The following is a 21,214-nucleotide window of genomic DNA, read 5'->3' as shown; positions in this document are numbered from 1 at the left end:
ACCCAGGAGGTCGAAGAGACGGTGACGTTGGCCGACGGCAGCGTCAGGCATCAATTCGCCCGCAAGGGCGCGATGATCGCCTCCGACGGCTCGCTCTATCTGATCGGCTCGACCACCGACATCACCGAGCTGAAGATGCGAGAGGCGGAACTACGCGAAGCGCGTCAGCGCGCCGTGCTCGCCGACCGCGCCAAGTCGGAATTCCTCGCCAATATGAGCCATGAGATCCGCACGCCGATGAACGGCGTGCTCGGCATGGCCGAACTGCTGGCCAAATCGGACCTCGACCCGAAGCAGAAGACGTTCACCGACATCATCGTGAAATCGGGCAATGCGCTGCTCACCATCATCAACGACATACTGGACTTCTCCAAGATCGATGCCGGTCAGCTGGTGCTCGATCCGGCGCCCTTCAATCTGGCCGAGGCGATCGAGGATGTGGCGACACTGGTGTCGACACGAGCCAAGGAAAAAGACCTCGAGCTGATCGTGCGTGTCGAACCTCGGCTCGAGAGCCTGTTCGTCGGCGATGTCGGCCGTATCAGACAGATCGTCACCAACCTGCTCGGCAACGCGGTGAAATTCACCGATGAAGGCCATGTGCTGGTCGACGTCACCGGCGAGAGGGTTCCAACCGGAACGAAGCTGACGATCTCGGTCACCGATACCGGTATCGGTATCCCCGAGGAAAAACTGAAACTGGTGTTCGAGAAATTCAGCCAGGTCGACACCTCTTCGACGAGGCGGCACGAGGGAACCGGCCTCGGTCTTGCCATCACCTCACGGCTCGTCGAGCTGATGGGCGGCGATATCGGTGTCGAAAGTGCGGAAGGCAAGGGCTCGACCTTCTGGTTCACGGTGACGCTGCCGAGGGCCGGACAGCAGAACGGACAGCGCATCATGCCGATCGACGTGACCGGTGCGCGTGTACTGATCGTCGACGACAATGCCGTCAATCGGGCCATCCTGACCGAACAGATGACATCGTGGACGTTCGATTCCTGCGCGGCCGAAAGCGGCGCCGAAGGCCTCAAGGTGCTGATCGCCGCCGCTGCCTATGGTGTCCCGGTCGACTGCGTCGTGCTCGACTACCAGATGCCTGGAATGAGCGGCGCCGAAATGGCGCGGATCGTGCGCAGCACCGCCGGCCTTGCCGGCACGCCGATCATCATGCTGACCTCGGTCGACCAGTCGCTCGCCAACACCAGCTATCGCGATCTTGGCATCGATGCCCAGCTGATCAAGCCGGCGCGCTCCTCGGTGCTGCTGGAAACGCTGGTCGCCACCATCCAGCGGCATCGCCACAACACGAGCGGCAGCGACGCGCAGCCGCTCGCAGCCGACGTCGCTACGGGTTATGTGATGCGGCCGCAGCCCTCGGCACCGTCCGAACAGCGGGCGCTGCTGCAGCCGCCCTCAATTCGCCCCCGGCCACCGGTGGCGGCTGGCGGCGACAGGCTGGATATCCTGGTGGCCGAGGACAATGAGGTGAACCAGATGGTGTTCACCCAGATCCTCGGCGAGACCGGTTATGGTTTCGAGATCGTCGGCAATGGCCGCAAGGCGCTCGACGCCTTCGGCCGGCTGAACCCGTGCATGATCCTGATGGATGTCTCCATGCCGGAGATGAACGGTCTCGAAGCAGCCGCCGCCATTCGCCGGCTGGAGGAAGAAACCGGCACGCATGTGCCGATCGTCGGCGTCACCGCGCATGCGCTGAAGGGCGACCGCGAGCGCTGCCTGGAGGCGGGCATGGACGACTATCTGCCCAAGCCGATCAGTCCCCGGGCGTTGCTCGAGAAGGTCGAGCGCTGGGTCGGCGCCAGCCGGCAGGCGCAGCGCAACGCCGGGTAAGGCCGGCTCTGCCCGAGTACCGGGAATACGGCGAAGATTCGCGCCCCTGTCAGCGGCCAAGACTATGGTGCGATCGCACCATATGAAAGGCGGCATCCAGCCGAGACAATGGCGACATTCGAATTCCGCTCTTCCCAGTTACGGGCGGGAGCAGCGACCGCCGGCATGAGACAGCGTCAACCTACCCCAACGGACCTGTTTTCGGCGATGGCCCGGCCACGACACCGTCTGGCTGAGAGCAACGCGCTCCCGTCCGGCTTTTCTTCATAAAGGCCGGCTGATTCCCAAATCGCCGGCCAGCCTCGACCGAATCGAGCAAGTCCCTGATTCCGGTGACAAAGCGGGGCTGCGTCGGGAGTGCCGGCCAGGCGGCATTCTGCTCATCCCGATGACGCGTTACCGGGGTGACATCAAACTGTCATGCGACTGTTATAATCGAAGGCTATTGGCCTCAGCGGGCGCCGACTGACGAGCGCCGAGAGACCATCTTCCGAACAGGAGCAGGCCACATGAAGAAATTCCTCTATACGGCGTCGGCCGCTGCGCTTGCGCTCGCCGCGACGTCCGGCTTCGCCGCCGCGCGCGACCAGATCCAGGTCGCCGGATCATCGACAGTGTTACCTTATGCCAAGATCGTCGCCGAGCAGTTCGGCGAAACATTCACCAACTTCAAGACCCCGGTCGTCGAATCCGGCGGCAGCGGCGCGGGCATCAAGGAATTCTGCAAGGGCGTCGGCGAAGATACGATCGACATCGCCAACTCGTCGCGTCCGATCAAGGCGGACGAACTCAAGTCCTGCGCCGACGCCGGCGTGAAGGAAGTCCAGGAAGTCCGGATCGGCTATGACGGCATCGTCTTCGCCACCGACATCAAGGGCCCGGATTGGGCGCTGGTTCCCGCCGACATCTACAAGGCGCTCGCGGCCAAGCTGGTCGTCGACGGCAAGCTCGTCGACAATCCGAACACCAAGTGGAGCCAGGTCAATCCGAAGCTGCCCGACTGGGACATCGCCGCCTATATTCCGGGCGAAAAGCATGGCACGCGCGAAGTGTTCGAGACCAAGCTTCTCGATGCCGGCTGTGACAAGGCTGCTCTCAAGGCCGCCGGCATTGCCGACGACAAGGAAATCGGCAAAACCTGCATCGCCATCCGCAAGGACGGCAAGGCCGTCGACATCGATGGCGACTATACCGAGACGCTCGCCCGCATCGACTCCAACAAGACCGGCGTCGGCGTGTTTGGCCTCGCCTTCTATGAGAACAATGCCGACAAGCTGAAGGTCGCCACCGTGGAAGACGTCGTGCCTTCGACCGAGACGATCGCCAGCGGCAAGTATCCCGTCTCGCGCCCGCTGTTCTTCTACGTCAAGAAGGCGCATCTGGGCGTCGTTCCCGGCCTCAAGGAATATGTCGAGTTCTTCCTTGACGACCAGATGGTTGGCCCGGAAAGCCCGCTCGCCGAATACGGCCTCGTTGCTGCTCCGGATGCCGAGCGTCAGGCCCAGCGTGACGCTTTCGCCGCCGGAAAGTCGATGTAATCAGCTGCCGAACCGGGGTGCGGGCCAAATCCCGCGCCCCGGTTTCATCGCAGGCCGCAATGGCGGCTGCGTAAGAATTTCTCTTGGGGTGGGTCCATGTCGTCCTTGCTCGTACTGGCCATCGTCGTTGCCGTCGGCCTGGTTGCCTTTTTCATCGGTCGGCAACGTGCCGCGGCCCAGGACAATGGCAAGGTCAAGCCGCATTCGCGCGCCCACTATCATGGCTGGTGGGCCTTCCTGCTCGCCGTTCTGCCTGCCCTTTTGCTGCTTGCCGTCTGGACCGTCGGGTCTTCCGTCTATCTGGACCGACACATTCACACTGCCTTGCCCGAGCTCACCGTCGACAGCAAGGTTGCCAGTGAGGCACTGGATGTCAGCCTGGTAAAGAGCCTCGCCAGGGGCCTGCGCAAACTCGATGCAGGCACACTGGCCGCAATGCCGGCCAGCTTTGCCGAGCTGCAGCCGCTGCTCGCCGCCAAGGGTGTGGCACTGGCGAGCGACACGCAGGATTACATGATCCCGATCGCCATCGAGGCGAACAAGGTCCAGGACCGGCTCGGCCTGTTCGGCGCCATTGTCATTCTCGTTTCCTCGATCGCCGGCGCCTTCTATGCGCTCAGGCAGATCGAGCCGCGCGCCAGGGCCCGCAACAATGTCGAGAGGCTGATGCTGTGGGGGCTGCTTGCCGCCTCCACCATCGCCATCCTGACCACCATCGGCATCGTGCTTTCGATGCTGTTCCAGACGATCACCTTTTTCGAAAGCGTCTCGCCGATGAGTTTCTTCTTCGGCACCGTCTGGGATCCGCGTTTTGCCGCTGCCGGTTCGGGCGGCAGCCAGGGCCAGTTCGGTCTGATCCCGCTTCTTGCGGGCACGCTCTACATCGCCGCCGTCGCGCTGCTGGTTGCGGTGCCGGTCGGGCTGATGTCGGCTGTCTACATGGCCGAATATGCAACGCCCAAGGTGCGCTCGGTGGTCAAGCCGGCGCTTGAACTGCTGGCCGGCATACCGACCATCGTCTACGGCATCTTCGCCGTCGTCACGCTTGGGCCGTTCCTGCGCGACCTGTCCGCGGCGCTGACCGGCGGTTCGCCCTTCATCCAGGGCCAGAGCATCTTCACCGCCGGCCTGGTCATGGGCGTCATGCTGATCCCGGTCGTGTCCTCCCTTTCGGACGACATCATAACCGCGGTGCCGCGCGCCATGCGCGACGGGTCGCTTGGCCTCGGCGCGACCCGCTCCGAGACGATCAAGCGGGTGATCCTGCCGGCTGCACTGCCCGGCATCGTCGGCGCCATCCTGCTGACCGCCTCGCGCGCCATCGGCGAAACGATGATTGTCGTGCTGGCGGCGGGCGTCGCCGCCAACCTCACCATCAACCCGTTCGAGGCGATGACGACCATCACTGTCAAGATCGTCAACCAGCTCACCGGCGACCTCGAGTTCAATTCGCCGCAGACGCTGGTCGCCTTCGCACTCGGCCTGACGCTGTTCGCGCTGACGTTGGTGATGAACATCGTCGCGCTCTACATCGTGCGCAAATATCGGGAGCAGTACGAATGACCGACATTTCCATGGATACGATGGTCAGGGCGGCGGCCCATCCGCGCCGCGACATCGGCCTGAAGGCCCGTTACGCCGCCGAACGCCGTTTCCGCATCTATGGCGTCGTGGCGATTTCCGTAGGCCTGGCGTTCCTGGCAATCATGCTGATCACCATCGTCTCGAAAGGCTACACCGCCTTCTGGCAGACGACGGTATCACTGCCGATCTCGTTCGACGAGAAAGTGATCGATCCTTCCGGCAAGCGTGCAACCGATCCGAGCGTTCTGATCAAGGCAAATTATCCCAGGCTCGCCGAAAACGCGCTTGTGGCCAAGCTCGGCATCTCTCCTGATGACAAGCCGATGATCCAGAAGCTCAAGGGCTTCCTGTCGGAAGGCGCCCGCGTCCAGTTGCGCGACATCGTTGCCGCCGATCCGTCCGTGATCGGCACGACACGCAACGTCAACATCCTCGCCGCCGCCAATCTCGACTCGGCTTTCAAGGGCCAGATCGACCTCAGTGTCGAGGAAGCGCGACGCAAGGTCTCGGACCAGCAGATCACCTGGATGAACAAGCTCAAGGCCGAGGGCGCGATGGCCGAGCACTTCAACAGCGGCCTGTTCACCTACGGCGCCTCCAGCCGCCCGGAAACCTCGGGCATGGGCGTGGCGATCATCGGCTCGTTTTATATGATGGTGATCGTGTTGCTCCTGGCGCTGCCGATCGGCGTCGCCGCCTCCATCTATCTGGAGGAGTTCGCCAAGAAGAACCGTTTCACCGACCTTATCGAGGTCAACATCAACAATCTGGCAGCGGTGCCGTCAATCGTCTTCGGCTTGCTCGGCCTCGCGGTGTTCATCAATTTCCTGGGCATGCCGCGCTCCGCCGCTTTCGTCGGCGGCCTGGTGCTGACACTGATGACGCTGCCGACGATCATCATCGCGACGCGCGCTGCACTTGCCGCGGTGCCGCCGTCGATCCGCTCGGCGGCTCTCGGTCTTGGCGCCTCCAAGATGCAGATGGTGTTCCAGCACATCCTGCCGCTTGCCGCACCCGGCATCCTCACCGGCACCATCATCGGTCTAGCGCGTGCGCTCGGTGAAACCGCGCCCCTGCTGCTAATCGGCATGGTCGCCTTCGTCGCCGATCCACCGACGACGCCTTTCGATCCGGCCACCGCGCTGCCGGTGCAGATCTATATGTGGGCGAACGAGGCCGAACGCGCCTTCGTCGAGCGCATGTCGGGCGCGATCATCATCCTGCTCGTCTTCCTCATGGCCATGAACATCACCGCGATCGTGCTTCGGCGTCGGTTCGAGCGGCGCTGGTAGAAAAAAGGCATTTTGGTATGAACATCATGACCGAACAGTCCCTTGAAAATGCAGTGGGCGATAAGATGAACGCCAAGTCGAACGAAGTGATCAAAATGCGCGGCGACAAGGTCGGCGTGTTCTATGGCGAGAAGCAGGCGCTGTTCGATGTCAATCTCGACGTCCGCCTGAATCAGGTGACGGCGCTGATCGGCCCCTCCGGCTGCGGCAAGTCGACCTTCCTGCGTTGCCTCAACCGCATGAACGACACCATCGATTCCGCGCGGGTAACCGGCAAGATAACGCTCGACGAAGAAGACATCTACGACAAGAACATCGATGTCGTCGAACTCAGGGCGCGCGTCGGCATGGTGTTTCAGAAACCCAATCCGTTCCCCAAGTCGATCTACGAGAACGTCGCCTATGGCCCGCGCATCCACGGATTGGCCAAGCGCAAGGCCGACATGGATCAGATCGTCGAGTCGAGCCTGAAGAAGGCGGCAATCTGGAACGAGGTGAAGGACCGTTTGCAGGAACCTGGCACGGGTCTTTCCGGTGGCCAGCAGCAGCGTCTGTGCATTGCACGCGCCATCGCCGTGTCGCCCGAGGTGATCCTGATGGACGAACCGTGTTCGGCGCTCGACCCGATCGCCACTGCTCGCGTCGAGGAACTGATCGACGAACTGCGCCAGAACTATACGATCGTCATCGTCACCCATTCGATGCAGCAGGCAGCGCGCGTGTCGCAGCGCACCGCGATGTTCCATCTAGGCTATCTGGTCGAGGAGGGCGCCACCGACAAGATGTTCACCACCCCCGACGACAAACGCACCCAGGACTACATCACCGGCCGGTTCGGCTGAGCTCAGGCATATGAGGGACGAAGATCATGGGTGAACATACCGTTGCATCTTTCGATGAGGATCTGGAGCAGATCAGCCAGCTGATCCGCGACATGGGCGATCTCGCCCGCTCGATGGTCAGTGGCTCGACCAAGGCTTTGCTCAATTCGGACAATGCGCTGGCGCAGCGCGTGGTTTCCGATGATGCCATCATGGATGCGCGCCAGCGCGAGCTGGACGATCGCGCCATCACGCTGATCGCCAAGCGCCAGCCAATGGCCAACGACCTGCGTGCGGTGGTCGGTTCGATCCGCATGGCCGGCGACCTCGAGCGCATCGGCGACCTTGCCAAGAACATCGCCAAGCGCGTCGGCACTGTCGGGCTGAGCGTCACGCCGCACGATCTTTCGCATTCGATCGACGCGATGGCGCAGCTGGTGCTGATCCAGGTGCAGGGGGTCGTCGACGAGTATGCCGCCGCTGACGCGGCAGCGCTTGCCACGCTCAGAAACAATGACGAACGCATCGACGTCAAATACACCTCGGTGTTCCGCGAGCTGCTGACCTACATGATGGAAGATCCCCGCAACATCACGGCGTGCACGCACCTGTTGTTTTGCGCCAAGAACCTCGAGCGGATCGGCGACCACGTGACCAACATCGCCGAAAATGCCTACTATGTTTTGACCGGCACGCAGCTGCCAGCCAATCGTCCGAAGCAGGACGAGACGGCAATGTCCGCGCCAGCGGCATAACAGGGGTGACCAGCCGATGATCGCACCACGCATCATGGTGGTGGAGGATGAGGAGCCGCTAGGCGTGCTGCTCCGCTACAATCTTGAATCCGAAGGTTACCAGGTCGAGGTGGTGACGCGCGGCGATGAGGCCGAAATCCGGCTGCAGGAGAACGTTCCCGATCTTCTGGTGCTCGACTGGATGGTGCCTGCGGTTTCGGGCATCGAACTCTGCCGGCGCCTGCGAATGCGTCCCGAGACCGAGCGGCTGCCGATCATCATGCTGACCGCGCGAGGCGAGGAAAGCGACCGCGTGCGCGGCCTGTCGACCGGCGCCGACGACTATCTGGTCAAGCCCTTCTCGACGCCGGAGTTCATGGCCAGGGTCAAGGCGCTGCTGCGCCGGGCCAAGCCGGAAGTGCTGTCCAGCGTGCTCAAGGTCGGCGATATCGTGCTCGATCGCGAGTCGCACCGTGTCTATCGCAAGAAGAGCGAGATCCGGCTTGGGCCGACGGAATTCCGCCTGCTCGAATTCATGATGCGCCATCCAGGCCGCGTGTTCTCGCGCAGCCAGCTGCTCGACAATGTCTGGGGCGAGACGATCTACATCGACGAGCGCACAGTCGACGTGCATGTCGGCCGGCTGCGCAAGGCGGTCAACAATGGCCGTATGCCTGATGTCATCCGCACGATCCGTGGGGCCGGATACGCCATCCGAGAGGACTGAACTCCCTCGTTTGAACTCACGCCACGTTCTTGCCGCCGAAACCGGATCTCGCCTGCACGCCCGGCGCAAAAATCTCCTGATCGACGAAGATCAGCGCCCGCATGGCGCAGCCTTCGCGGATCAGCGGCAGTTCGTTCGGCTCGGTGTCGAAGGAAATCGATTTGGAATGCTGGCCGCCGGCGGTCTGGGCAATCGCTTGCCGCAATGCCGGCTCGATCAGGTCGAAGGCGGCGGCGCTGACACCGACCATGGCGACCGGCGCCGGATCGATCAGCGCGAACAGGCTGCCGAGGCCGTAGCCGAGCGCTTCGCCGGCCTTGCGATAGGCTTCCCGTTCGGGTCCGTCACCTTCGCGGGCCGCGGCAGCCAGGGCGCGCATGTCGGCGTCGCTGACATCGGCAACGGGTTCTGCATCCTCGCCCATCTGCCTGGCGTTGCGCCATATGGCGTAATTGCCCGCATAGGCTTCGACGCAGCCGCGCCGTCCGCAGCGACATAGCGCGCCGTTCGGCCGATGGATCATGTGGCCGAATTCGCCGCCCGAAGAATGGGTGCCGGTGAACAATTCGCCCTTCAGCACCAGTCCCATGCCGATGCCGTGCGACAAAAGGATAGCGATGAAATCGTCGCGGTAACGATCGGGGTCGCGCCAGCGCAGCGCCACCGCCATCATGTTGCAGTCGTTCTCCATTATGGCAGGGATGCCGAACTCGTCTTCGAATATGTCAGCGAAGGCGATGTCGGTGTGCGGCGTGATCGGCGACCACAGCATGGCGCGGGCACGGGTGTCGGTGATGCCCTGGATGGCCAGCGCGATGCGGGCGATGCTGCGCACGTCCAGGTCGGGATCTGCCAGGCGGCGCCGCACGATGGCCGTGCATTCCCCGATCAGCGACTCGCGCGACATCGTCAGCGTGTCCAGCCGGCGCTGTTCCTCGGATATTACCTGGCCGGCATAGTCGATGACGGCGACGGAGAGGAAGTTCAGCGACAGCACCACGGTCATTACCGCGACCGCTTCCGGATTGAGACTGAGGCCGACCTGCGGCCGGCCGCGTTTGAGCGAGCCGGCCTCGCTCGGCTTGCTTTCGGTCAGGATGCCTTCGACGATCAGGTCGGATGAAATCGCCGAGATGGTCGAATGGCTGAGGCTTGTGGTCGCGGCGATCTCGGTTCGCGACGGCTGTCCGGCGCGGCGCACTGCCGCGATCACCATGGCGCGGTTGCGGCGGCGCAGATCGTCGTGGCGGATTCCGACCGACATGTTCTTTCATATCCTCCCGGTCGCCGCGGTTCCTCCTGCCCCTGGAACGCTGTCGGTGACGCCGGTAAATACTGGCAGAAGCTGCACGCCGTGTCATTTATTTATTCCGAGACTCGAAAAAAACTCGAAATGACATCAAAATCCATCAGAATCGATGTTGACAGCGTTCGGGCGTTGGCCCAGTGTTTTTTCGAGGCTCGAAAAAATAGAGCCTTTGTGCCGGCCCTCGGGTCAGTTTGGTCGCGCCATACGCGGCGCAGGGAGGATAATATGAAAAGATTCACGGCCGCCATCCTGGCGGGTGCCGCCATGTCGCTGACGCTCGCGTCTGTCGCGCAGGCGAAGGACAAGGTCGTCGGCGTTTCGTGGTCCAACTTCCAGGAAGAACGCTGGAAGACCGACGAAGCCGCCATGAAGACGGCGATCGAGGCCGCTGGCGACAAGTACATCTCCGCCGATGCGCAGTCCAATCCCGGCAAGCAGCTTACCGATGTCGAAAGCCTGATCTCGCAGGGCGCCAATTCCCTGATCATCCTGGCGCAGGACGCTTCGGCCATCGGCCCGGCCGTGCAGAAGGCGCTGGACGAAGGCATTCCGGTCGTCGGCTATGACCGGCTGATCGAGAACAAGGACGTCTTCTATCTGACCTTCGACAACAAGGAAGTCGGCCGCATGCAGGCCCGCGAAGTGTTCAAGGTCAAGCCGGAAGGCAACTACGTCTTCATCAAGGGCTCCGGTGCCGATCCCAATGCCGATTTCCTGTTCTCGGGCTCGATGGAAGTGCTCAAGGAAGCCATCGACAGCGGCAAGATCAAGAATGTCGGCGAAGCCTACACGGATGGCTGGCTGCCCGCTAACGCCCAGAAGAACATGGAACAGTTCCTGACCGCCAACGACAACAAGGTCGACGCGGTGGTCGCGGCCAATGACGGCACTGCCGGTGGCGTCGTCGCGGCGCTGACGGCTCAAGGCTTGGCCGGCACCGTGCCGGTCTCGGGTCAGGACGGCGACCACGCCGCGCTGAACCGCATCGCCCTCGGCACGCAAACCGTGTCGGTGTGGAAGGACGCGCGGGAGCTCGGCAAGAATGCCGCCGAGATCGCCTCGCAACTGGCCGACGGCAAGAAGACGAGCGACATCGCCGGCGCCAAGGACTTCACGACGCCGGGCGGCAACACCGTCAAGTCGCTGTTCCTGACCCCGGTTGCCATCACCAAGGACAATCTCAACGTCGTCATCGACGCCGGCTGGATCAAGAAGGACGAAGTCTGCGCGGGTGTCGCCGCCGGCACCGTGGCGGCCTGCAACTGATCCGTACCACTTTGAAATATCTGAACGCCGCGGCCCAAAAGCCGCGGCGTTTTCTCAAAGAATTCTGTTTCCGCATCATGCGGATAGCTTCTAGGCTGGGCTCCGGCATGCGCGTCAGACGGCCAGCCGGTGGGAGGAAACCATGACCGATACGACGTCAAACCCGCAGACCGATACGGCGCGCGCGTCGGAACTCGGCGCCGTCGCCCGGTTCCTGAAGGCGACCGAGATCGACACCCGCATGCTCGGCATGATCGGCGCGCTGCTGGTCATCTGGATTGGGCTGCATGTCATTTCCAGCCTGCGCCTTGGCGTCAATCCGCTCGATTTCGACAGCCGCACCTTTCTCACGCCGCGCAATCTGTGGAACCTGTCGGTGCAGACATCCGCGGTTGCCATCATGGCCTGCGGCATGGTGCTGGTCATCGTCATGCGCAACATCGACCTGTCGGTCGGTTCCGCCGAGGGCCTGATCGGCATGGTGATGGGGTTTGCCCAGGTGCATTTCCTGGTGCGCTTTGTCGGGCTCGAACTCGGCAACCCGTGGATCTGGGTCCTGGCACTGGTCATCGGCCTGGCGCTCGGCCTGTTGATCGGCGCTTTTCAAGGCTTCGTCATCGCCTATCTCGAAGTGCCCGCCTTTATCGTGACGCTGGGCGGCTTGCTGGTCTGGCGCGGTGCCGCCTGGTGGGTCACTTCAGGCCAGACCGTGGCGCCGCTTAACGCCACTTTTCAGCTGATGGGCGGTGGGCCGGCGGGATCGATCGGCGCGACCTGGAGCTGGGTCGTTGGGATCGTCGCCTGCCTCGCCGTGGTGTTTGGGCTGTTCAACGGGCGGGTGCAGCGCAAGCGTTTCCGGTTTCCGCTACGTCCGATCTGGGCCGAGGCGCTGCTTGGAGTCGTCACCTGCGGCGCCATCATGGGTGCGGTCTGGCTCGCCAACTCCTACCCCTGGCCGATCGGCATCGTGAACAGATATGCGGCCGCCAACAACATCACCGTTCCCGAAGGCGGCCTGTTCATCGCCCACGGTATCGCCATACCGGTGCTGATGGCGGTCGCCGTCGGGCTGGTCATGACCTTCATCACCAACCGCACCCGTTTCGGCCGCTATGTGTTCGCCATCGGCGGCAATCCCGAGGCGGCTAATCTCGCCGGCATCAACACGCGATGGATCACCATGAAGGTGTTCATGATTATTGGCGTGCTGGCCACGATTGCCGCGGCGATCTCCTCGGCCCGGCAGAATTCGGCCACCAACGTGCTTGGAACGCTCGACGAACTGCTCGTCATTGCAGCCGCCGTGATCGGCGGCACGTCGCTTGCCGGCGGATCGGGAACGATCATCGGCGCCATGCTGGGCGCGCTGCTGATGCAGTCGCTGCAGTCCGGCATGGTGCTGCTCGGCGTCGACTCGCCGCTGCAGAGCATCGTCGTCGGGGCCGTACTGGTCATCGCCGTGTGGCTCGACACCGTCTATCGCAAGCGCGTCTAGGAGGGCATGCCATGAATGACAAGACTGCTCCTGCAGCTACCGCGCTGATCGACATGAGGAACATCTCGATCGCGTTTGGCGGCATCCGCGCCGTTGACGACGCCTCGATCGATCTTTTCCCCGGCGAGGTCGTGGCGCTGCTCGGCCACAATGGCGCCGGCAAGTCGACATTGATCAAGATCCTGTCCGGCGCCTACAAGCGCGATTCGGGCCAGATCTTCGTCAACGGCGAGGAGGCATCGATCTCCAATCCACGCGACGCCAAGAAATACGGCATCGAGACGATCTACCAGACGCTGGCGTTGGCCGACAATGTCGACGCCGCCGCCAATCTGTTCCTCGGCCGCGAGCTGATGACCGCCTGGGGTACGCTCGACGACGTTGCCATGGAGGCCGAGGCGCGCAAGGTGATGGGCCGGCTCAATCCCCGCTTCCAGCGCTTCAAGGAGCCGGTGATCAAGCTGTCGGGCGGCCAGCGGCAATCGGTGGCGATCGCGCGTGCGATCCTGTTCAACGCCCGCATCCTGATCATGGACGAGCCGACGGCGGCGCTTGGTCCGCAGGAAACGGCGCAGGTCGGCGAACTGGTCAAGCAGCTCAAGTCCGATGGCATCGGCATCTTCCTGATCAGCCACGACATCCACGATGTGTTCGAGCTTGCCGACCGGGTCTGCGTCATGAAGAACGGCCAGGTCGTTGGCACCGCCCGCACCACCGATGTCACGCAGGACGAGGTGCTGGGGATGATCATTCTTGGCAAATGCCCGCCGGGCGCCATTCCAGGACCGGGCGCGCTGAAGATCGCGGCCTGAGATCAAGCCAGCTCGCGGTTGCCGGACACGTGATATGCCAGCCGTAAGGATGGCTTGGCCTTGGCATTGTGTTGGCACGGCGACTTGCCCATAAAGGTCCGATATCGCTCAGGGACCGCACGATCCGTTGAAGAAGCTTTTCCCGATCATCGCCTTTATCGCCGTCGCACTAATCAGCATGGTGATGGCAGGTTTCGCCTATTTCGCCACACAGGAAGCCGCGCGCATCAAGTTCGAGGCGACTGCCGACGACGCGCTCAACCGGATCGAGAGCCGCATCGACCTGCATCTGTCGCTGCTGCGCTCGACGCAGGCCCTGTTCGACGCCCGCAATGGCGATATTTCTCGCAATGAGTTCAAGGCGTTCTTCAACGCGCTCGATGTCGACAAGAATTTCGCCGGCTTGCGCGGCATCGGTTTCCTCAGGCTGGCAAAGACGGGCGACGAGGCGACGGTCGAACGCGATATGCTGCACGATTATGGCGTCAGTCATCCAATCTACCCGGATACCACGCAACCCTGGCGTACCCCTATCGTGCTGTTCGAACCGCTGGATCCATCCAACCAAGCCGCCATCGGCTACGACATGTTCAGCGAACCGATGCGGCGTGTGGCGATCGAAAAGGCGATGTCCGACGACCAGCAGCACGCCAGCGGGTTGGTGCAACTGGGCCAGGACACGGGCGCCTCGCAGACGTTCACCGGCTTCTTCGTTTTCGTGCGGCTCAATGTCGAAACCGCTCCCGACGTCATCAATGCTTCGAGATCCTCGACATCAGGTTTTCTCTATGCGGCCTTCCGGGCTCGCGATCTGTTCCAGACCGCGCTCAGCCGGTCGCCGCTACTGCCGGTCAACACCGAAATCTATGACGGCGATGGTGCCGTGAGCGGCGACAATCTGCTGTTCCGGTCGGAGACGCCGCCAGCTTCGACTTTCGGGGACAGGCTGCTGGTCACCCGAAAGATCATCGTCGCCGGACGGCCATGGACTGTCCTGTTCCGGCCGACAAGCGCCTTCTCGCAGCCGTCGTCGCGCGCCATTCCCGTGATGCTGGGGCTATTCGGCCTGCTGTTGGCGGGCGCCATCGCGCTGGTGGCGCGATATCAGGAGCGGGCCTATGAGGCAGCGTCGCGGTTGCACGAAACCACGGAAAAGAGCCTGATCGAAAAAGACCTGATGCTGCAGGAGATGAAGCATCGCATCAAGAATTCGATCACCAGGGTGCTGGCGATCGCGCGCCAGACGGCATCGCGGGCTACCGACGTCAACGAGTTTTCCGCATCCTTCTCGGCCAGGCTGCAGGCGATGGCAGCGTCCCAGGACATGCTGACGCGCTCTCGTTGGCAGAAGGCCGATCTTGGCGATCTCTTGCGCATCGAACTCGGCCAGGTGTTCGGCAAGGAGTTGCCCGAGGGGCTGCTGTCAGGGCCGCAGGTGCTGCTTGACGAAACCACGACGCAAGCGCTCGGCCTGACCTTCCACGAACTGGCGACGAATGCGCTGAAATACGGCGAAGCCGGCAATTCCGTGGGGGCACTGAAAGTGGATTGGTCTCTGGAAGGGCGTGGGCGCGACAGGACACTGGCCCTGAACTGGCGCGAAAACGGGCAGAAGAAACTCGAAGCTCCCGCCGAAACCGGCTTCGGCACCAAGCTGATCGATCTCAACGTGACGCGCGAATTACGCGGTACGATCAAGCGCGACTACCAGGCCAATGGGCTGAACGTGGAAATCAAAATTCCACTCGCCAATTGAGCGCGACCTTCTCCCGAAAAGGATCAAGCGTCCGGACATGAAAAATCCGAAGGCCAGCGGACCAGCCTCCGGATCGACGTTTCGATTATCGCCGAATTAGTTGCAGCGAGCCGTGTAGATCCGGCCGCGATGATCGCGATATTGGCAATAGCCGTTGCGCAGATTGCGCACCAGCAGGCCGGAACCGGCGCCAACGGCCGCGCCGATCAGCGCGCCCTTGCCGCCGCCGACCAAGCCGCCGACACCGGCGCCGATCAAGCCGCCGCCAACCACGTCCTGTTCGGTCGAGGTGCAGCCGCTGACGGCAACCACCGCAACCAGGGCAATAATCATCTTCCGCATAGAGTCACTCCTCACTTTTTGTCCTCACTTGGTAAAGCTCCAGCTGCCATTTAGCATGAAATGACGGCCTTTGCTGCTGCAATCTATTGTTGGTGAAGATAGTCTTTTTCTGGGCCTGCCGCGTTCGACGCCATTACCAGGCTGGAAATTGCCAAAGAAGCGTCAAGCGTACCATCGGCGCGCACGTTCCAGACTATCTGATCATAGTCGTCTTCAAGCACCGGATCGACGGCAAGACATTTGGCGACGATGTGATCAGCCTGCCCTTGCACGTCGCCCAAGACGAATGGGCGCTCGGCCACACATTGCTCGGCGGTCGCGAAAATGCTGACGGGCACCTGGAGTTCACGGCAGTCGGCCATCGTGTTCGAGCAACCGATGACCAGCAGCAATGCAGCGATATGTTCCATGGCGGGAAAGTCCTCTCGCCATAGTAACGGTCTACATCAGCCAAAGTTCCTGGCGCGCTGGGCCGGGCAGGGAAATAAGACGGCGACAATTGATTCTGTCGCCGGCCGAAACCAGCTGGCCTCAATAGACAAGCTGGTACAGGGCGACCACCACGATCACCGCCACCAAGGCCAACGCAACAAGGCGCAAGGCTCCGTTGGGGACAGGGGCCAGCGGTGGCGCGGATGACTCGGAGTCCTCAAACTCGCCCATGGAAATCCGGGCGGCCTGCTCCAGTCTGTTCATATCGGCAACCGTCAAGGCATTCCCTCCCGCACCATGCTGCAAATCCTGCTGCGGAAATGTTCGGTGATGCAACAGGTTCCAGCGGTATCTGGGAAAAACAGCATCTGCTTTTATGGTGAACAGCTGGTTAAGAAAGCTCGGGTCGCTCAATCCGTCTCGAAATTGCCGTGTGGAACGACAAGGCGGTACTCGAGACGGCCAGCCGCGATTTCGAGCGTCGCCGTTCCGTTCAGTGACGCCGGCACGACCCGTTCGAGTGCGACGCTGCCGAAGCGCTTCTCGCTACGCCTGACATCACTGGCTCCGATTGCCTCGGCCCATGTCAACGACAGGGAGGTTCCCGTGTCGGCTGCGGTCAGGTTGGCTGTAACATTGACGAATCCATCGGGCCGCGACAGGGCGCCATAGCTCACCGAATTGACGGCGAGTTCATGCATCGCAAGGCCGATATGCAGGGCAGCGTTGGGATTGAGATAGGGGTTTGCCCCCTGAAACCGCAGGCTGCGAACCGGATCGCCGCCGTAGCGGCCCACCTGGCCCGATACGAGTTCGCGAAGTGCGGCGCCCCGCCAGTTGGAAGAGGTCACGAGATCCTGGGACGAAGCCAGCGATTGCAGCCGGCCGCGAAAACGTGTCAGGAAATCGCCGATGCTGTCGGAGTAGCGACCGGTCTGGGTGGCTATGCTCTGGATGATCGCCAGCAGGTTTTTCGAGCGATGGCTCACCTCCCGCAACAGCGTCGTCAGGGTCTGCTCACGGCGCTTCTGCTCGGTCGTCTCGACCATCGTGGTGACGACGCCTTGCACCGTGCCGCCATCGCCGTGGTCGGCATCGATCCAGACCTCAAACCAGCGGCTGCCATCCTCGACGGGAACGCTGATCTCGAGACGTTGGGGGTTGCCGGATGCAATGACGTCGCGCTTGGCCGCGCCGATGCGGTCGGCCTGCGCCTCCGGCAGAATACCGATGCTGTCGGCGGTGTCCGAAACCCAGGGCGCACGCATGTTGCGCGCCCATACGGTTTTCATCTCGCGATCCTGGTAGAGAACGGAAATGCCGGCATTGTGCAACGCGTGAAGAAGGGCGCGGCCGAGCTGCATGCCGCTTTCGGCAGGATGGAGGGCGATGACTTCATCGCTTTGCACGTCGTCCTTCCTGTTTCCGGTGCTGGAACCCATCGGCCAAACTGTCCACCCAATTCAGGCTGAACGGCTCACCGGTGAATGGGTTCCAAAGAGGTTTCCCGAACCCGCCGCCAAAAAACGGTCCGCCGGACGGCGTCCTTTGAAGGACACCGCCCGGCGGTGGCTGGAAACCGTTTGAGGGGTGCGGCTTCCAGTGTTCGGCCGTCCGTCCTTACGAAGCCCGTTTGAACAGGCCCGCAAGAAGCGAAATGACCAGGAAAGCGAGGAAGATGAAAAACAATATCTGCGCTATGCCGGCAGATGTACCGGCGATGCCGCCGAAACCAAGCGCGCCGGCGATGATCGCAACGACGAGAAATACGAGCGCCCAGTAAAGCATGATGCATCTCCTTCGAATGATGCGATAAAAACGTGGGTGGTTGCGGTTTGTTCCCACCCTTTGCCGAAAAAGACCGAGCTTGCAAATCGTTCGGCAGCCGGACGCGCAGGAAATTCGCCCTCACCGCCCGATGCGTGGATCAGGCGGCCCGAAGTGAAGAATTGAAGAATTGAGGAATTGATGAATTGACGATTTTGATGATCTGGAGAAATCGGCGAGCGAGGCTATCGCCTTCAATTCCTCAATTCCTCAATTCCTCCACTCCTCAATTCGCGACTTATGCGGCTGCTTTCGCCTGCCGGTCAAAAAACAGTGCCTGGCTGATCAGCGCCTTGACCATGTCGGGATTGAACGGCTTGGTGACCAGGAAGGCTGGTTCCGGTCGTTCACCAGTCAACAGGCGCTCGGGGAAGGCGGTGATGAAGATGACCGGCACCGACGTCGATGACAGGATCTCGTTCACGGCCTCGATGCCGGAACTGCCGTCGGCAAGCTGGATGTCGGCCAGCACCATCTTCGGCCGTGTCTTGCCGAACATCATCACTGCCTCGGCATGGGTGCGCGCCGTTCCAACGACCCGGTGCCCGAGGCTCTCGACCATTTCTTCGATATCCATGGCGATCAGCGGTTCATCCTCGATGATCAGAACGTCGGTTGCCACCTGGCGGGATATCTCGTTGCTCGCCTGGGCAAGCAGCTCTGAAAACTCCTGGTCGCCGACGTCGAGGATCTCAGCCGCTTCGTCCTCGCTGAAGCCTTCGACAGCCACGAGGAGGAAGGCCTGACGGGGCCGCGGCGCGATCGCATTCAGATTGGCGGCGGTGCGCTGTTCCCACGCCGATTGCGCCTGCTCCTGTGGAACGCGAATGGCGACCGATGTGAACAGCTTGGCGAAAACCTTGTACAGCGCGATGCGGTCGCTCGATGCTTCGGGAAATATCTCGATATCGGCGATGATGGCCTCGAGCATCGCGGCTACCAGCGCATCACCACTCTCTTGCGACCCGGAAACAGCCCGCGAGAAGCGGCGCAGGAATGGCAGATGTGGTGCGATGGTGGCGGATAAGCTCATGGTAAGACGTCTCCCTCAGAATGACGTGAATGCGTAGCAGGTCAAGCTGACTGCAAGCCCTGACGATAACGCGGATTTTTAGAAAAAGTTCCGCCTCGACGGAACGAATACCGGGGAGGGGCGTTTGGGGTCGGGATGGGCAACCAGACGAGGGCGCCGCTTGCGTTGTGTTGAGTATGATAAGAGCGGTTTGAGCGCTGGGAAAACAAGGGCAAAATGAAGGATATGACGAAAGATATTCTGGCTGGCGCCGAGAGCAGGCGCCGGAACGGTTCTGGTGATGCTCTTGGGCCGAACTCCGAAATCGGACGCAAACTCAAACAATATTACGACGCGCTGGTCTCCGACGATGTGCCGGATCGCTTTTCCCAGTTGCTTAGCCAGCTGGAACGGGCTGAACCCGCACAGAAGAAGGACTGAGGCATGGCCGCGGTCTCACAAGGCTTCAAGACCGATCTGCTTGGGGCAATCCCAAGTCTGCGCGCGTTCGCCGTGTCGCTGACGCAAAATGCCGACAAAGCCGACGACCTCGTCCAGGAAACGCTCGTCAAGGCCTGGGACAAGCATGAGAGCTTCCAGCCCGGCACCAATCTCAAGGCCTGGCTTTTCACCATCCTGCGCAACGAGTTCTATTCGCAGATGCGCAAGCGCGGGCGCGAAGTGCAGGACAGCGACGGTATCATGACGGCCAGGCTTGCCGTTCATCCGGCCCAGCACGGCCAACTCGACCTGAAGGATTTTCGCGGCGCCCTGGAGCAATTGCCGGAGGACCAACGCGAAGCCATCATCCTCATCGGTGCATCTGGTTTCTCCTACGAGGAGGCCGCCGAGATCTGCGGTTGCGCGGTGGGAACGATCAAGAGCCGCGTCAGCCGAGCCCGTACGCGCTTGCAGGAGATCCTGAAAATATCAGGCGAGGACGAGTATGGTCCGGACGCAATTTCGGCCCAGGTAACGAGCTCGCCGGCGAGCTGACCGCGATCGTGTCTCAAGCACGTCCGCAGGCCGCGGCGACCGCTTGCACGAGGTCTTCACCCGAATAGGGTTTGCCAACCAGCCTGACGCCCGGAAACGATGCCTTGATTTCATCGGCATCCGAATAGCCCGACGCAAACACGAAAGGTATGCCTGCCGCGCGCAGCCCGGAGGCGAAATCGATGGTTGAGGCGCCGCCCAGCATCAAGTCGACAATGGCTGCATCGAATCGCGTGGCGACCTCGCGGCCATCGACCTCGGTCAGGTCACGGGCGATCACCACCTCATCGGCGCCATGGTCGCGGCAAAGCTGCTCGACGTCCATGGCGATCAGAAATTCGTCCTCCAGGACCAGAATCCGCAATCCGTCGAGCAATGTGGGCACAGGCAAAGACTCCTTGAAACGCCGGAGTCATGATCGCTAATTCGCTTGCTGTCATTTAAAAAAGACATGTGGCAAGCGGGCGGAACCTCAATCCTTGCAACGCGTTGAAACGCGCTCTCCAAGAGCGGGCTTTCGAAGGGGGGTCGAAATGTCGGTTCAGAACAATAGCGCTTTCTCCAGCCGCCAATATCCTTGCGAGAACTGCCCATTGCGGCCGTTGCCGATTTTCCGCGATTTCGAAAAACAGGAACTGGCCTTCATCAGCAAATTCAAGAAGGGCGAACTCGCAGTCGAAAAGGGTGGCACGGTGCTGGTGGAGGGAAGCCATAGCGCCCATCTCTACACCGTGCTCTCCGGCTGGGCGTTTCGCTACAAGCTGTTGCTGGACGGCCGCCGCCAGATCCTCAACTATCTCATGCCCGGTGATCTGATTGGCCTGCAAGGCAGTGTGATGGGCGAGATGCAGCATTCCGTGGAGGCACTGTCGCCGATGCTGCTGTGTGTTTTCGAGCGCGAATATCTGCATGAGCTGTACCGCAATCATCCCGGGCTGGCCTATGACATCACCTGGATCGCATCGCGTGAAGAGCGGATGCTGGACGAGAATCTGCTCAGCCTCGGGCGCCGCAGTGCGATCGAGCGCGCTGCCTATCTCATCGCCTTCATCGGCAGCCGCGCCAAGGTCGTCGGACTGAATGGCAACCAATCCGTCCAGATACCGATCACGCAACAGCACATCGCCGATACGCTTGGCCTGTCGCTGGTTCACACCAACAAGACGATCCGCAAGCTGATGGATCGCAAGCTGATCGTCTGGCGCGACGGCGGCTGCGTGGTTTCCGACAATGAAGGGCTCAAGCGGCTCGCCGGCTGGGAAGGGCTGGGTGAAGCGCGCCGGCCATTAATCTGAGGAAGCGTGTTTTGCCGGAGCCGGCGGACCGGGTGCGCGCCGATGCGTTTTCGGCTACTTTGTCCCCAATGCCGGAACCTTGAGACGCGCAGCGCGTTTGAAACCAAGCAATCACAAGGAGT

At 61.8% G+C, this 21,214-nt stretch carries 22 protein-coding genes; 14 read left to right on the top strand and 8 right to left on the bottom strand.

What is annotated here, in order from left to right; genetic code table 11:
- The 7 genes from EOB80_RS35515 to phoB all read left to right on the top strand — a co-directional run.
- Window positions 1–1,854, top strand: a 1,854-nt coding sequence (locus EOB80_RS35515) for a response regulator (RefSeq protein WP_245466433.1), incomplete at its 5' end; no start/stop codon positions are given.
- A gap of 509 nt (window positions 1,855–2,363) precedes the next feature.
- Window positions 2,364–3,392 carry a substrate-binding domain-containing protein gene (locus EOB80_RS24915; RefSeq protein WP_127271977.1) on the top strand — a complete coding sequence of 343 codons (1,029 nt, stop codon included), beginning with the start codon at window positions 2,364–2,366 and terminating at the stop codon, window positions 3,390–3,392.
- 96 nt (window positions 3,393–3,488) lie between these two features.
- Entirely contained in the window at window positions 3,489–4,955 is a 1,467-nt protein-coding gene (pstC, locus tag EOB80_RS24910; RefSeq protein ID WP_127330391.1) for a phosphate ABC transporter permease subunit PstC, read from the top strand.
- Window positions 4,952–6,268, top strand: coding sequence for a phosphate ABC transporter permease PstA (pstA, locus tag EOB80_RS24905; protein WP_127330389.1), 1,317 nt, complete (start codon window positions 4,952–4,954; stop codon window positions 6,266–6,268). Before pstC ends, pstA begins: the two co-directional genes overlap by 4 nt.
- A 17-nt stretch (window positions 6,269–6,285) precedes the next feature.
- Window positions 6,286–7,110 carry a phosphate ABC transporter ATP-binding protein PstB gene (gene pstB / locus EOB80_RS24900; RefSeq protein ID WP_127267721.1) on the top strand — a complete coding sequence of 275 codons (825 nt, stop codon included), beginning with the start codon at window positions 6,286–6,288 and terminating at the stop codon, window positions 7,108–7,110.
- Between the two features lie 26 nt (window positions 7,111–7,136).
- Window positions 7,137–7,844, top strand: a complete 708-nt coding sequence (phoU, locus tag EOB80_RS24895) for a phosphate signaling complex protein PhoU (protein WP_127267720.1) — start codon at window positions 7,137–7,139, stop codon at window positions 7,842–7,844.
- Between the two features lie 16 nt (window positions 7,845–7,860).
- Complete coding sequence (gene phoB / locus EOB80_RS24890; protein WP_010911896.1) at window positions 7,861–8,550, top strand: phosphate regulon transcriptional regulator PhoB; 690 nt, start codon at window positions 7,861–7,863, stop codon at window positions 8,548–8,550.
- Between the two features lie 16 nt (window positions 8,551–8,566).
- On the opposite strand, the gene EOB80_RS24885 is transcribed toward phoB, so the two are convergent.
- Window positions 8,567–9,814: an ROK family protein gene (locus EOB80_RS24885; RefSeq protein WP_127330387.1), complete on the bottom strand. Its 1,248-nt coding sequence runs from the start codon at window positions 9,812–9,814 to the stop codon at window positions 8,567–8,569.
- Window positions 9,815–10,084: 270 nt separating this feature from the next.
- Between EOB80_RS24885 and xylF the strand changes: the two genes are divergently transcribed.
- The 4 genes from xylF to EOB80_RS24865 all read left to right on the top strand — a co-directional run bounded on the left by xylF (window position 10,085) and on the right by EOB80_RS24865 (window position 15,188).
- Window positions 10,085–11,125: a D-xylose ABC transporter substrate-binding protein gene (gene xylF, locus EOB80_RS24880; RefSeq protein ID WP_013529274.1), complete on the top strand. Its 1,041-nt coding sequence runs from the start codon at window positions 10,085–10,087 to the stop codon at window positions 11,123–11,125.
- 142 nt (window positions 11,126–11,267) lie between these two features.
- Complete coding sequence (locus tag EOB80_RS24875) at window positions 11,268–12,620, top strand: sugar ABC transporter permease (protein WP_127330385.1); 1,353 nt, start codon at window positions 11,268–11,270, stop codon at window positions 12,618–12,620.
- An 11-nt stretch (window positions 12,621–12,631) separates the two neighbouring features.
- Window positions 12,632–13,432, top strand: a complete 801-nt coding sequence (locus EOB80_RS24870) for an ATP-binding cassette domain-containing protein (protein ID WP_127267717.1) — start codon at window positions 12,632–12,634, stop codon at window positions 13,430–13,432.
- Window positions 13,433–13,559: 127 nt separating this feature from the next.
- A complete protein-coding gene (locus tag EOB80_RS24865) occupies window positions 13,560–15,188 on the top strand; it encodes a CHASE domain-containing protein (protein ID WP_127321395.1) in 1,629 nt (542 codons plus the stop codon).
- Window positions 15,189–15,284: 96 nt separating this feature from the next.
- Here the strand turns inward: EOB80_RS24865 and EOB80_RS24860 are convergent, their stop codons facing one another.
- The 6 genes from EOB80_RS24860 to EOB80_RS24835 form a co-directional block, all read right to left on the bottom strand.
- Window positions 15,285–15,530, bottom strand: coding sequence for a membrane lipoprotein lipid attachment site-containing protein (locus EOB80_RS24860; RefSeq protein WP_023810994.1), 246 nt, complete (start codon window positions 15,528–15,530; stop codon window positions 15,285–15,287).
- A gap of 83 nt (window positions 15,531–15,613) precedes the next feature.
- Window positions 15,614–15,940 (bottom strand): hypothetical protein, encoded by a 327-nt coding sequence (locus tag EOB80_RS24855; RefSeq protein WP_127267715.1) that lies wholly within the window; start codon window positions 15,938–15,940, stop codon window positions 15,614–15,616.
- Between the two features lie 121 nt (window positions 15,941–16,061).
- A complete protein-coding gene (locus tag EOB80_RS35510; protein ID WP_236383520.1) occupies window positions 16,062–16,376 on the bottom strand; it encodes a hypothetical protein in 315 nt (104 codons plus the stop codon).
- Window positions 16,373–17,404 carry a sensor histidine kinase gene (locus tag EOB80_RS24845; RefSeq protein WP_164762708.1) on the bottom strand — a complete coding sequence of 344 codons (1,032 nt, stop codon included), beginning with the start codon at window positions 17,402–17,404 and terminating at the stop codon, window positions 16,373–16,375. The genes EOB80_RS35510 and EOB80_RS24845 overlap by 4 nt, the downstream gene beginning before the upstream one ends.
- Before the next feature lie 178 nt (window positions 17,405–17,582).
- A complete protein-coding gene (locus tag EOB80_RS24840) occupies window positions 17,583–17,750 on the bottom strand; it encodes a DUF1328 domain-containing protein (protein ID WP_013529282.1) in 168 nt (55 codons plus the stop codon).
- Window positions 17,751–18,027: 277 nt separating this feature from the next.
- Window positions 18,028–18,822: a response regulator gene (locus tag EOB80_RS24835; protein WP_023810997.1), complete on the bottom strand. Its 795-nt coding sequence runs from the start codon at window positions 18,820–18,822 to the stop codon at window positions 18,028–18,030.
- A 216-nt stretch (window positions 18,823–19,038) separates the two neighbouring features.
- Between EOB80_RS24835 and EOB80_RS24830 the strand changes: the two genes are divergently transcribed.
- The gene (locus EOB80_RS24830) at window positions 19,039–19,242 is read left to right on the top strand and encodes a NepR family anti-sigma factor (RefSeq protein ID WP_127269630.1); all 204 of its coding nucleotides are present in this window, start codon (window positions 19,039–19,041) and stop codon (window positions 19,240–19,242) included.
- 3 nt (window positions 19,243–19,245) lie between these two features.
- Complete coding sequence (locus EOB80_RS24825) at window positions 19,246–19,797, top strand: RNA polymerase sigma factor (protein WP_013529285.1); 552 nt, start codon at window positions 19,246–19,248, stop codon at window positions 19,795–19,797.
- A 13-nt stretch (window positions 19,798–19,810) separates the two neighbouring features.
- Here EOB80_RS24825 and EOB80_RS24820 read toward each other — a convergent pair whose 3' ends face one another.
- Window positions 19,811–20,182, bottom strand: coding sequence for a response regulator (locus EOB80_RS24820; RefSeq protein ID WP_027163154.1), 372 nt, complete (start codon window positions 20,180–20,182; stop codon window positions 19,811–19,813).
- Window positions 20,183–20,330: 148 nt separating this feature from the next.
- Here EOB80_RS24820 and EOB80_RS24815 point away from each other — a divergent pair, with 148 nt between their 5' ends.
- The gene (locus tag EOB80_RS24815; RefSeq protein WP_127269632.1) at window positions 20,331–21,092 is read left to right on the top strand and encodes a Crp/Fnr family transcriptional regulator; all 762 of its coding nucleotides are present in this window, start codon (window positions 20,331–20,333) and stop codon (window positions 21,090–21,092) included.
- The last annotated feature ends 122 nt before the right edge of the window (window positions 21,093–21,214 follow it).

Source organism: Mesorhizobium sp. M7A.F.Ca.MR.245.00.0.0 (assembly GCF_003997415.1).
Taxonomy (GTDB): domain Bacteria; phylum Pseudomonadota; class Alphaproteobacteria; order Rhizobiales; family Rhizobiaceae; genus Mesorhizobium.
The sequence above is the reverse complement of the archived record's forward strand: the minus strand, read 5'-3'. Positions and strand labels throughout refer to the sequence as shown.